The 12,884-nt window shown below is 56.4% G+C and carries 10 protein-coding genes; 1 reads left to right on the forward strand and 9 read right to left on the reverse strand.

Features of this window, described 5'->3' with window-relative positions; genetic code table 11:
- Window positions 1-51: 51 nt before the first annotated feature.
- The 3 genes from QVZ43_RS12595 to zwf are packed head-to-tail and all read right to left on the reverse strand — an operon-like array spanning window position 52 to window position 2,918.
- Window positions 52-702, reverse strand: coding sequence for a bifunctional 4-hydroxy-2-oxoglutarate aldolase/2-dehydro-3-deoxy-phosphogluconate aldolase (locus QVZ43_RS12595; RefSeq protein WP_302910208.1), 651 nt, complete (start codon window positions 700-702; stop codon window positions 52-54).
- 34 nt (window positions 703-736) lie between these two features.
- Window positions 737-1,456 (reverse strand): 6-phosphogluconolactonase, encoded by a 720-nt coding sequence (pgl, locus tag QVZ43_RS12600; protein WP_302910209.1) that lies wholly within the window; start codon window positions 1,454-1,456, stop codon window positions 737-739.
- A complete protein-coding gene (gene zwf / locus QVZ43_RS12605; RefSeq protein ID WP_302910210.1) occupies window positions 1,443-2,918 on the reverse strand; it encodes a glucose-6-phosphate dehydrogenase in 1,476 nt (491 codons plus the stop codon). The genes pgl and zwf overlap by 14 nt, the downstream gene beginning before the upstream one ends.
- Before the next feature lie 204 nt (window positions 2,919-3,122).
- Here zwf and QVZ43_RS12610 point away from each other — a divergent pair, with 204 nt between their 5' ends.
- Window positions 3,123-3,998, forward strand: coding sequence for a MurR/RpiR family transcriptional regulator (locus tag QVZ43_RS12610; RefSeq protein WP_302910211.1), 876 nt, complete (start codon window positions 3,123-3,125; stop codon window positions 3,996-3,998).
- 83 nt (window positions 3,999-4,081) lie between these two features.
- Here the strand turns inward: QVZ43_RS12610 and QVZ43_RS12615 are convergent, their stop codons facing one another.
- The 6 genes from QVZ43_RS12615 to tig all read right to left on the reverse strand — a co-directional run bounded on the left by QVZ43_RS12615 (window position 4,082) and on the right by tig (window position 12,647).
- Complete coding sequence (locus QVZ43_RS12615) at window positions 4,082-5,938, reverse strand: SurA N-terminal domain-containing protein (protein WP_302910212.1); 1,857 nt, start codon at window positions 5,936-5,938, stop codon at window positions 4,082-4,084.
- 142 nt (window positions 5,939-6,080) lie between these two features.
- Window positions 6,081-6,353: an HU family DNA-binding protein gene (locus QVZ43_RS12620; RefSeq protein WP_223793214.1), complete on the reverse strand. Its 273-nt coding sequence runs from the start codon at window positions 6,351-6,353 to the stop codon at window positions 6,081-6,083.
- Window positions 6,354-6,592: 239 nt separating this feature from the next.
- On the reverse strand, window positions 6,593-9,010 hold the full coding sequence (lon, locus tag QVZ43_RS12625; RefSeq protein ID WP_302910213.1) for an endopeptidase La: 2,418 nt from the start codon (window positions 9,008-9,010) through the stop codon (window positions 6,593-6,595).
- A 164-nt stretch (window positions 9,011-9,174) separates the two neighbouring features.
- Window positions 9,175-10,458 carry an ATP-dependent Clp protease ATP-binding subunit ClpX gene (gene clpX, locus QVZ43_RS12630; protein WP_223793212.1) on the reverse strand — a complete coding sequence of 428 codons (1,284 nt, stop codon included), beginning with the start codon at window positions 10,456-10,458 and terminating at the stop codon, window positions 9,175-9,177.
- Between the two features lie 76 nt (window positions 10,459-10,534).
- Complete coding sequence (gene clpP / locus QVZ43_RS12635; RefSeq protein WP_223793211.1) at window positions 10,535-11,170, reverse strand: ATP-dependent Clp endopeptidase proteolytic subunit ClpP; 636 nt, start codon at window positions 11,168-11,170, stop codon at window positions 10,535-10,537.
- 172 nt (window positions 11,171-11,342) lie between these two features.
- A complete protein-coding gene (tig, locus tag QVZ43_RS12640; RefSeq protein WP_302910214.1) occupies window positions 11,343-12,647 on the reverse strand; it encodes a trigger factor in 1,305 nt (434 codons plus the stop codon).
- Window positions 12,648-12,884 lie beyond the last annotated feature (237 nt).

Consider the following 12,884-nt stretch of genomic DNA (forward strand, 5'->3'; position numbering starts at 1 on the left):
GGGCGCCCTCACTTGGCGCCCAATCCAGTCAACCAAGCCAATAGAGTACCTCTAGCCCAAATCAGACAGACTGCCCTCGGCAATTTCTCTGATACGCGCCCAATCCCCGGCGGCCACCACATCCCTGGGCGTCAGCCATGAGCCACCGACCGACCGGACATTCGACAGCTCCAGATAATGCCCGGCGGTTTCTCGCCGAATGCCTCCAGTCGGGCAAAACGTCACGTCCGGAAATGGCCCCCGAAATGCCTTGAGCGCACTCACACCACCAGCCACTTCCGCCGGGAAAAACTTAAACTGGCGATAGCCCAGTACGTACCCCATCATCAACTCGGACACGGTAGCAACACCCGGCAACAATGGCGCTTGCGAGGTTACGCCAAACTCAAGAATGGCCTCCGTCACGCCCGGTGTAATCACAAACTGGGCGCCGGCGTTCTCTGCCTCCCGGTACTGGGCAACGCTGGTCACAGTTCCCGCGCCTACCCAGGCATCCGGCAGTGCTGCTCGCACCTCCTCGATAGCCTTCAAACCAAAGGGCGTACGCAGGGTAATCTCCAGCACCCGAATACCGCCATCAACCAGGGACCGGCAAAGCGGCACAGCCTGATCGGGGTCTTCAATGGAAATAACCGGCACCAGGGGTGACGCCTCCAACACCGCCTGGATGCGCTCACGATGGAAGTCAGACAATTGGGTCATGGTTGCTCTCCATAGCCAGTAACGGCAGACACAATCAAGGACTCCAGAACACCTGAAGCCCGGGTTTCAGGAAGGCCCTTATCGGCATCGCCAGAACATCTTCCGGTTCAGACAGGGCACGCTTGAGGGTTTCCAGCTTGTCGCGCCCTTTCAAATGCAATGCTGTGAAACGCGCTGCCTCCAGGATGGGCCGTGTGAGCGAGATGCGCGGATGCGGCTGTGAGGGTGGCGACATCTCAACGACCCATTCTGACGACTGAGCATTCATCGCCCGCGCGATTTCAGGCGCGTCAGGAAACAGTGACGCGGTATGGCCATCGTTGCCCATGCCCAGAATCACCACGTCCAGTGGCAACGCCAGGTCTTTGAGCCCCGCTGAAACCCGGGCTAGCGCATCAATGGGCGCCCGCCCCTCTGCTTTTAGTGGTAGATATCGCGCTGCGGCGGTCTCCCCTTTGAGCAGGTGATCACGGACCAGCCGGGTATTGCTCGCCGGATCTTCCTCATCAACCCACCGCTCGTCCGCGAGCAACACATCCACCCGATGCCAGTCCAGCGCCTTGTTTGACAAGGCTTCAAAAAACGGCACCGGAGTCGAACCTCCGGACACCACCAGGCTTGCCCGCTCGGCGCTGGCGAGCCGCTCACGGAGAAAGTCTGCCACTGCATTGGCCAAAATGAGGGCGACGGACTCGGGCGCATCCTCGAATCGCGCCTGAATCCCCTCGGGAAACTGTATATCAGGCGTCTTCATACCAACTCCTTCCGTCCCGGGTGATCATGGCGATGGATGCCACCGGCCCCCAGGTGCCTGCTGCGTAACGCTTGGGTGGCTCTCCTATGTCCTGCCAGTTCTGGATTACCTGATCCACCCAGCGCCAGGCATGCTCGACCTCATCCCGGCGCACAAACAGGTACTGATTGCCCTTCATAACTTCCCAGAGCAGCCGCTCGTAGGCGTCCGGGATGCGGTCCGTGTCAAAGGTTTCTGAGAACGTCAACTCAAGGGGCCCCTGCCGCAGCCGCATCCCCTTATCCAGCCCTTGATCCTTGGTCAGAATTTTGAGCGCCATACCCTCGTCCGGTTGCAGGCGGATGATCAGCTTGTTGTTGGCCAGATGCTTCTGGTCCGGGTCGAAGATGTAATGAGGCGCAGGCTTGAAGTGTATGATGATCTGGGAAAGCTTCTCGGGCAGGCGCTTTCCGGTACGGATGTAGAATGGCACCCCGGACCAGCGCCAGTTATCGATTTCCACCTTCAGGGCGACAAAGGTTTCCGTAGAGCTGCCCTTGTTGGCCCCTTCCTCTTCCAGGTAACCCGGCACCGGCTTTCCATTACTGGTGCCCGCCACGTACTGGCCACGCACTACGTAGCGCTCCATCATATCGGGCGTGATACGGCGCAACGCCTTGAGCACTTTTACCTTCTCGTCCCGAATGCTGTCTGCGGTCAGGTCTGACGGTGGATCCATGGCGATCAGGCACAGCAACTGCAGCAAGTGGTTCTGGATCATGTCCCTGATCTGGCCCGCCTTGTCGAAGTACCCCCACCGACCTTCAATGCCAACACTTTCGGCCACGGTAATTTCAACATGAGAGATATGGTTCTGGTCCCACTGGGAGGCAAAGAGGTTGTTGGCGAAACGCAACGCAATCAGATTCTGGACCGTTTCTTTACCGAGGTAGTGATCAATCCGGAACAGCTGACTTTCGTTGTACACCTCCCCAAGTTCGTCGTTGATCACCCGGGAGGAATCAAGGTCATGGCCAATGGGCTTTTCCACCACCACCCGGGTTTTATCAATACAACAATCCGCGGCTCTCAGATTCCTGGCAATCACACCGTACATGGACGGCGGTGTGGCCATATAAACGATGAGCTGGTTGTTCGCCGAATCCCGCCAATCGTTTAAATCCGAAAAGCCAGACGGATCGGTAAAGTCGAGGCATTTGTAATCCACCCGCGCAAGAAAGGTGTCGGCCACGGAGGCGTCGAATTCAGAGGGCTTTGCATGTTGCCTGAGCTTCGCCAGCAACTGATTCCGAATGTCCGGGGTGGATGCATCCGTACGCGCAATCGCCAGAATCCGGCTACCGTCGGCAAGAAGCCTGGCGCGCTCCAGCTGATACAGGGCGGGAAACAGTTTGCGCTGCGCCAGGTCGCCCAATGCACCGAATAGCATGAGGTCACAACGAGTGTGGATTAGGTTGGCCATCGAAGCCTCTCTCCTTGAGATCTGGCAGGCGTAGGGATGAGCGCTACCGTTCAGTGTAGTAATTTTAGGTAAAAGAAGACAGCGGAAACCCCACAATCCTGCCACTGGGGGCCCGCCTGATAGGTTTACTACACATCCAGACAAAAAAACGCGGTATACTCCCGATATTCTCACAATAATGCGCCAAGCTTTGGAGTACCTGCAATGGCCGAGAACCGGGCACATCGAGACGATAATCTGCTGGAAGACATTCAGGCCCGCCTGGACAACCTGAACAAATCAGAGCGAAAAGTGGCCGAAGCCATCCTCCGCGACCCAAGCGCGGCCACCCGTTACAGCATCGCTGCCCTGGCCCGTGCCGCAGACGTCAGCGAACCGACGGTGAACCGGTTTTGCCGCGGTTTTTCTGCAACAGGTTTCCCCGATTTCAAAATCCGCCTGGCCCAGAGCATCGCCACCGGAACACCCTACGTCAGCCAGAACGTGGAGCCGGACGACTCCGTTGCCGAGTTCTCCGACAAAATCATGCTCAGCACCATTGCCAGCCTGGACAAAGCCCGCCAGGCTTTGGACCCAAAGGCGCTGTCACAAGCAATCGATTACCTCATTCAGGCCAAGCAGATAAATTTCTTTGGCATGGGCGGCTCTGCGTCGGTTGCGCTGGATGCGCAGCACAAATTCTTCCGGTTCAACATCCCGGTCATGTCCTATGACGACGCGCTGATGCAGCGCATGGTGGCCGCAGGCTCCACCGTGGGGGACGTCATCGTCGTCATCTCCTATACCGGGCGCACCCGGGAGGCCGTCGACGTGGCTCAACTGGCACGCGCCAATGGCGCGACGGTGATTGGCATCACGAACCCCGACTCCCCGCTGGCAGAGATGTGCAGCGTGGTTCTGGGAGTAACCGCAGAGGAAGACACGGAGGTATACATGCCCATGTCCTCCCGCATCATTCACCTGACGGTTATCGATATTCTGGCCACAGGCGTCACCCTCAAGCGAGGCACCGACTTCCTCGGACACCTGAAAAAAATCAAGGAAAGCCTGAAACCCACCCGCTTCCCGCCTGCTGACTAATTAGCGAGCCAGAAACAAAAAAGCCCGGGACTCAGCCCGGGCTTTTTTCTTGGGATGAATCATCCCGAAAACATCAGCAGCGCTTAAGGGCGCTCCACATCAGCCTGATCCCGCAGGAACTCCTGATAAGCAGCGTATTCGCGCTGCCCCTCAAGAGAAGCCAGGAACTGCGCAAGCTGCTTGAACTCGGCTCCGCCCTCGGCCACTTCACCGTCATTAACGGCGTCCAGAGCAATCACGGTGGCCTCGTCGGCAGTCACAGAATGACCGTAAACCGAGCCAGACTCTTCCGGACGCTGCATGGTGAATACCGTCTGTACCACGCCCAGATCAAATCCGGTGGCACCGCGGGCAACCGCGTCGTTTTCTATCCACTCGCCGTCAACACCCAACTCCTCCAGAGACTGACCAGACTCAAGACCTTCAACCACCTGCTGAGCACGGTCCTGAAGCGCCTCACGGGTCTTCTGAGCCACCAACTGGGCACGAATGTCATCAGCTACCTGATCGAGCTCCAGTTGCTGGGCCTCGCGGTACTCGCGAACCCGGGCAACCACAGACACGCTGTCGCCTACATCAATCAGCTCGGTGTTATAGCTGTCCTCCAGCACATCCACCGAGAACAGCTGACGAACCAGCCCCTCGTGATCGAACGGAGCCGGACCGCCATTGCGAGTCACGCCCTCAACCTCACGGATTTCCAGTCCAAGCTCCTCGGCCGGGCCCGCCAGATCGTCAGCCGCGTAGGCCGCGTCCGCCAGACGGGTGCGCACCTCAATGAACTTGTCTTCGGCACGCTCACGGGCCAATTCACTGCGCAATTGCTGCTCAATCTCTGCCAGAGCCGGAACCTCGGATCGACGGACATCCTCAAGCTTGATCAGGTGAACACCAAAGCTGGTTTCCACCGGCTCGGACACCTCACCCTCGTCCAACGCAAACAGCGCTTCCTCGAAGGCCTGGTCGTAAACACCGCGACCAGCAAAGCCCAGATCGCCGCCTTCTTTCGCAGAAACCGTGTCAGCAGAAAATTCCTGCGCCAGATCGGCAAAGGATTCCCCAGCCGCCAGACGCTCCTGAATGGTGGCCATGGTTTCGTCGGCAGATTCCCCACCCTCGATCAGGATATGGGCCGCACGACGCTCTTCCCGGGCCAGGTCGCTGGAACGCTGCTCATAGTAGGACTGAAGGTCCTCGTCACTGACTTCAATGCCTTCGGCCAGTGCGCCCAGAGAGAGCGTAATATACGCGGCATCCACCTGCTCCGGCTGCTGGAAAGCCTGGCTGTTATCTTCGTAGAACGCCTCGATCTCGGCATCCGTCACTTCGACATCTTCCGCCACGGAATCGGCAGCGACGCTCAGGGTACGGAAATCACGCGTCTGGTTCTGAATACGCATCAATCGTTCAGCATTCTCGTTCGGCACCAGGCCGCTCTGCACGATACCGGCGCGGATCTGATTGATCACATATTGCTTGCGTAGTGCGTCCCGAAACTCCTGAACACCCATACCCATATTGCGCACGGTGCTGGTGAATCTCTCAGCGTTAAACTTGCCGTCTATCTGGAACTGAGGCATCTGGGTAATCAGCGCATCCACATCGGCCTTGTCCAGTGCCAGACCCTGCTCATCGGCATCCTGAGTCAGCACCTGCTGCTGGATCAGTGACTCCAGCACCTCCTGACGAATCCGGTCTTCATTCAGCAGGGAGGGATCGGGCGTCTCCATGCGCGACAGCCGGCTCTGGCTTTCGAGCTGGACCAGGCGGAGGAACTCCCGTTCTGTAATCTCTTCACCGTTGACCGTCGCCACTTCCGGCTCGCCGGCGATTCCGCCGATGATGGCGTCCACACCCCAGAGGGACAGCGTCACTATCAGCAGGCCAACAATAACCTTGGCAATGGTGCTCTGGGCGTTCTCGCGAATATCTTGAAGCATGTTTCTCCCGAATCCCCGTTCAAGGAAGTGCAGTGTCTTTCATTTCTTGTTTGACTGAACGTAAAAAGGCGCACCCTGTTCGGAATGCGCCTCGAATTCTTCTTGGCGACTCCGTCAGCCGGAGCCGCCTGAGAAAGAACCGTTACTTAACGGCGTCTTTCAGGGCCTTGCCAGCCTTGAAGCCAGGCACTTTGGAGGCCGGAATCTTGATCTCGGCACCGGTCTGCGGGTTGCGACCAGTACGAGCAGCACGCTCTTTAACAGAGAAAGTGCCGAAGCCGATCAGAGTGACCTGATCGCCTTTTTTCAGCGCGTCGGTAATGGAGTTGGTCATCGCGTCCAGCGCACGGCCGGCGGCTGCCTTGGAAATGTCTGCGGACTCTGCAATTGCATCGATAAGTTCGGACTTATTCACACTAAACCCCTTCGATTTCAGGTTGAAGATGTTCTAGATTGGTTTTTTATTTCTAGGACGTTCCCGACTATCGCACAGGCGATTCGAGAATTCCATTTTCAGTTTTTTTATTCCTGACGGTGTCTACCCGATGAACGTAATAAACACTCATACTGCGCGGGAGCCCTTGGTATTGGCTGCTTCACGGCGAAACAGTTATACCAACGGGCTCTCTAGCGTGTCAACAACTCATCCGGGCTTTAATGTGTATTTATGCGTTCTGAGGCGTCACTTTCGTCGTCGCGAGGCTTCCCGCTGGCCGCCGAAGAGCTCTTTTCGTCCGCCCGCGGCTCCGGCGGATACGCCAGTGCGAGATCAAGAACTTCATCAATCCACTTGACCGGCCGGATCTCCAGGGACTCCTTGATGTTATCCGGTATCTCCTTGAGATCCCTGACATTTTCATCGGGAATCAATACCGTCTTGATACCACCACGATGGGCTGCAAGCAGCTTTTCCTTCAGTCCGCCAATGGCCAGCACTCGACCACGCAGGGTGATTTCACCGGTCATGGCCACATCGGCCCGAACCGGGATTCGGGTCAGCGCAGAAACCAGAGCAGTGCACATGCCAATACCGGCACTTGGGCCATCTTTCGGGGTCGCTCCCTCGGGCACGTGGATGTGCAGATCATGCTTCTCATGGAAATCATCCGCCACACCAAGACCGGCAGCACGACTGCGAACCACGGTCAGAGCCGTTTGAATGGATTCCTGCATGACATCACCCAGGGAACCGGTCTTGACCACACGCCCCTTACCCGGAGTCAACGCGCACTCGATGGTCAGCAGCTCGCCGCCCACCTGAGTCCACGCAAGGCCGGTCACCTGCCCAATCTGGTTCTTCTCTTCCGCCAGGCCGTACTTGAATTTCTTGACACCGGAATACTCTTCCAGCATGTCCGGCTGCAGGATCACTGAGACCTTGCTGTCAGCCTCGACGTGCTCGCGGACCACCTTCCGGCAGATCTTGGCGATCTCTCGCTCAAGCCCCCGAACACCGGCTTCCCGAGTGTAGTAGCGAATCAGATCCCGGAGGGTCGCCTCTGTTATTTCCAGCTCATCCTTGCGCAGGCCGTTGGCCTTGATCTGCTTGGGCAGCAGATAGCGTGTCGCAATGTTGACCTTCTCATCCTCGGTGTAACCCGGGATACGGATGATCTCCATCCGGTCCAGCAGCGCCGGGGGGATATCCATGGAGTTGGACGTACAGACGAACATGACGTCAGACAGATCGTAATCCACCTCCAGATAGTGGTCATTGAAGGTGTGATTCTGTTCCGGATCCAGCACTTCCAGAAGTGCAGAGGCGGGATCACCACGATGATCCATGCCCATCTTGTCAATCTCATCAAACAGGAACAGCGGGTTCTTCACTCCAACCTTGGACAACTTCTGCAGCAGCTTGCCTGGCAGGGCACCGATATAGGTCTTACGATGGCCGCGAATCTCGGCCTCGTCACGCACGCCACCCAGCGCCATGCGCGTGTATTTGCGGTTGGTCGCCTTGGCAATGGACTGTCCCAGGGACGTTTTACCCACACCAGGAGGCCCGACCAGGCACAGCACCGGGCCTTTCACCTTCTTCACTCGGCTCTGGACAGCCAGGTACTCGAGAATGCGCTTCTTGACCTCGTCCAGGCCATAGTGGTCCCGATCCAAGATCTCGCGGGCCTTTTCGATGTCATGGCGAACACGGCTCCGCTTCTTCCAGGGCACCGCCAACATCCAGTCGATGTAGCCGCGCACAACGGTGGCCTCGGCAGACATCGGCGACATCATCTTGAGCTTGTTCAGCTCGGCTTCGGTCTTCTTGCGAGCCTCTTCCGGCAAGCCAGCTTCTTCCAGCTTCTGCTCAAGCTCTTCGAAATCATTATTGCCTTCCCCGAGCTGCCCCATCTCCTTCTGTATGGCCTTCATCTGCTCGTTCAGGTAGTACTCACGCTGGCTGCGCTCCATCTGCTTTTTAACGCGACCGCGGATTCGCTTCTCGACCTCGATAAGGTCGATTTCGCCGTCCAGCTTGCCGAGCAAAAGATCAACACGCTTGCGCACGTCCAGAGCTTCCAGCAGCTCCTGCTTCTCGGGAATACGCATCTCAAGATGTGCGGCCATGGTATCGGCAAGACGCTCAAGTTCTTCGATCCCGTTCAGGGAGTTGGAAACTTCCGACGGGACTTTTTTGGAGAGCTTGACGTATTTCTCGAACTCCTCCATCAAAGACTTGACCAGAACCTCTTCCTCACGACCCGGCAGTCCCTCTTCATCGAGCATAAAGGCACGACCAGTGAGATAATCACCCTCGTCGATCTGCTCGATATCAGCCCGGGCATTGCCCTCGACCAGCACCTTTACGGTGCCGTCCGGCAAGCGCAGCATCTGCAGGATCGTTGCCAGGGTACCCATGTCAAAAACGTCTTCAGGGCCCGGCTCATCGGTCGACGCATCACGCTGGGCTACCAGCAGGATTTCCTTGCCTCCTTCCATCGCCGCTTCGAGCGCCTGAATGGATTTTTCTCGGCCCACGAACAGCGGGACTACCATGTGCGGGAACACCACCACATCGCGCAACGGCAACAGGGGGTACTCTTGCACAGAATTCTCAGGTATGCGGGTCATAGGGAATCCTCGAACGGTGTTTCTTTCAGCATATCATTCTTGATTGGGGCGACCGCAAAAATTGCAATCTTTTTAGTTTACGGACAGGACGAAAAACTGAGGCATGAAAAACGCAAAAAGGGGCGCAATCGCCCCTTTTCACTGGTCGGAATCCTGAACGATGATCAGTCTTCCGGAACCGCCTTGGCGTGATCGCTGCTCGCGTAGATCTTGAACGGCTCGGAATCGCCATCAATCACGCTTTCATCAATCACCACCTTGGAAACGTCGTGCTCCGACGGAATCTGATACATGGTGTCCAGCAATGTGGCCTCCATGATCGACCGAAGACCCCGAGCCCCCGTTTTCCGCTCCATCGCCCTGCGTGCCACAGCGCGCAGCGCATCTTCCCGGAAGTCCAGCTCAACGCCTTCCATATCAAACAGCTTCTGATACTGCTTGGTCAGAGCGTTCTTCGGCTCGGTCAGAATCTGAACCAGAGCGGCTTCGTCCAGCTCAGTCAGCGTTGCAACAACCGGCAGACGACCAACGAACTCAGGAATCAGGCCAAACTTCACCAGATCTTCGGTCTCCACTTCCTGAATCATATCCGCCGCACTCTTGCTGTCATCCTGACTAACGACGGAAGCAGAGAAGCCAATGGAGCTGCGCTCTGTCCGCTCCTGGATAACCCGATCCAGTCCAGCAAAAGCACCACCGCAAATGAACAGGATGTTGCTGGTGTCGACCTGCAGGAATTCCTGCTGGGGATGCTTTCGACCGCCCTGCGGCGGAACGGAAGCCACCGTACCTTCGATCAGCTTCAAGAGCGCCTGCTGCACACCCTCACCCGAAACATCGCGAGTGATGGACGGGTTGTCCGACTTGCGTGAAATCTTGTCGATTTCGTCGATGTACACAATACCGCGCTGGGCTTTGTCGACATCGTAGTCGCACTTCTGAAGAAGCTTCTGAATGATATTTTCGACGTCCTCACCGACATAGCCGGCTTCGGTCAATGTGGTGGCATCGGCAATAGTGAACGGCACGTTAAGCATGCGAGCCAGAGTCTCTGCCAGCAGGGTTTTACCACTACCGGTCGGTCCGATCAGCAGGATGTTACTCTTGCCCAACTCTACATCAGCCTTGCCTTCGCCGTAGCGAAGCCGCTTGTAGTGGTTGTAAACCGCAACCGAAAGCACCACCTTGGCACGATCCTGTCCAATGACGTACTCATTCAGAGTGTCACGTATTTCGGTCGGTGTGGGGAGGCGATCGCTGGATTCTTCCTGTGCGTTATCCTGAATTTCTTCGCGGATGATGTCGTTACACAGGTCGACACACTCGTCGCAGATGAACACCGAGGGCCCTGCAATGAGCTTACGGACTTCATGCTGGCTCTTTCCGCAAAACGAACAGTAGAGCAACTTGCCGTTATCGTCGCCTCTGCCGTTTCTTTCATCAGCCATTGAAATACCTCTGATCTTGGTAAGCCGCCGTTATAGGCTTCTACGACGGCCAAGAATGATGCGATTAGTGCAAGTATTATTTATTCGGTACGCGCTTATCAAGTATGGAATCGATCAACCCGTACTCTTTTGCCTGGGCCGGATCCATGAAGTTGTCACGGTCGGTGTCCTTGGCAATGGTTTCAATATCCTGCCCCGTATGATGCGCCAGGATTGAATTCAGTGTGTGACGAATCTTCAGGATCTCGCGGGTGTGAATCTCGATGTCCGTCGCCTGCCCCTGGTAGCCTCCCAGCGGCTGGTGAATCATGACGCGGGAATTAGGCAGACACGCGCGCTTGCCAGCGGCGCCGCCAGCCAACAAGAACGCACCCATGCTGGCAGCCTGCCCGATACACAGGGTCGCCACATCGGGCTTGATGAACTGCATGGTATCGTAGATCGACATGCCAGCAGTCACAGAACCGCCCGGACTGTTGATGTACAGGTGTACGTCTTTGTCAGGATTTTCTGATTCCAGGAAAAGAAGCTGGGCCACAACCAGGTTGGCCATGTGATCCTCAACAGGACCCACCAGGAAGATCACCCGCTCTTTAAGCAGACGAGAATAGATATCAAAGGAACGCTCACCGCGAGCAGTCTGTTCAATAACAATTGGCACCAGGCCGGAGCTGGTTACCATAGCAGGGCCATCAATCGGTTTTTGCGTCATCTGCGCCTGAACTCCTTCTGGACAGTAGCGTGGACTCGCACCACAGCGTTATATTGTAGGTGTTATTGCACCCTATACTTTGCCAGCACCGGGCCCAGAAGAAAACAGCCGGACAAGCCGGCTGTTTTCAGGGTCACCAGGCGAGCCGGTCAAGTCAGCGGCTCCAGACGAATCAGCGCTGAGGCTGACCAGCCTGCACGGCCTCTTCGTACTTGACCTTCTTCTGCTTGACCTTGGCCTGCTCCAGGACAAAATCAACCACAGCATCTTCCAGCACAGATGACTCGATCTGAGCCTTCTGTTCGGCGTTGCTGTTGAAGTGGGCAATAACTTCCTCAGGCTGTTCATACGTAGAGGCGATCTCCTGGATCTTTTCCTCTACCTTGGCGTCATCCGCCTTCAGGTCGTTTTTCTTAACCACTTCCTGGAACAGCAGACCAGTTTTCACGCGACGCTCAGCCTGCTCCTGGAAAATTTCCTTCGGCAGCTGCTGGAAGTCAACCTGGCCGCCGAAACGCTGAACAGCGTCCTGACGGAGGCGGTCGATCTCCTGATCCACCAGGGCAGCCGGAACGTCCAGTTCGGTGGTTTCCAGCAAGCCGTCAACGACGTCGTTCTTGACCTTGTTGGACACCGCCTGCTTCAGCTCACGCTCCATGTTCTTCTTAACTTCCTCACGGAAGCCGGCTTCGTCTTCAGCATCAATGCCGAACTTCTTGAAGAACTCGGTATCGAGCTCAGGCAGCTGGGGCTCTTCAACCTTGTGGATCTTGATTTCGAACTTCGCAGGCTTACCGGCGAGATCTTCGTTGTGGTAGTCCTCCGGGAAGGTCACTTCAATTTCCATTTCTTCGCCAGCCTTACCGCCCTGGATGGCCTTCTCGAAGCCCGGAATCATCTGGCCAGAGCCCAGAGTCAGGCGATGGCCTTCGGCAGCGCCACCTTCAAATTCTTCACCGTCGATGAAACCCTTAAAGTCGATGGTCAGCACATCCTTGTTTTTGGACTTGCGCTTCACTTCTTTCATAGTGGCCTGCTGGCGACGCAGGTTGTCCACCATATTGTCGATGTCTTTCTCGCCAATTTCGGAGGTCAGCTGTTCAATGGAAATTTTGCTCAGGTCACCCAGCTCAATCTCTGGCAGCACTTCGAAGATGGCAACAAATTCCAGATCCTTGCCTTCTTCCATGGTCTTCGGCTCAAACTTCGGCCAGCCAGCAGGGTTGATGTCCTGCTCCTGAAGGGCCTTGATGTAGTTGTCGCGCATAACTTCGCCAACAACTTCCTGACGAACGCTGTCACCGAAACGACGCTTGACCACGCTCATGGGCACCTTACCCGGACGGAAACCATTCAAACGCACGGTGCGTGCAGTTTCCTGCAGGCGTTTCTGAACCGCCTGGTCAATTTCCTGGGCGGGCACACCAATCGTCATGCGACGCTCGATGTTGGAGGTCGTTTCAACAGACACTTGCATGGAAGATCCTCAAATTACAGGTTCGGTATGTGAATGAAATAAAACTAAAAGTCCTGTTCCGGACGGTTCCTCGCGGGGCGACCGAAATTTTAAAAGGCAGTAGTTTATCACGGTTTGCACTGCCGAGAGAATCACCTCTGGACCATACTTCTACCCCTCCAACCTACTCCCGGTCAGCCCAAACAGATATGCGGACTAGCCGAAAAAATGAGAAGCCCGAATAGAAAGCCGCAAGAA

It is taken from the genome of Marinobacter suaedae (genome assembly GCF_030519635.1).
In the GTDB taxonomy this organism is placed as follows: Bacteria; Pseudomonadota; Gammaproteobacteria; order Pseudomonadales; family Oleiphilaceae; genus Marinobacter; species Marinobacter suaedae.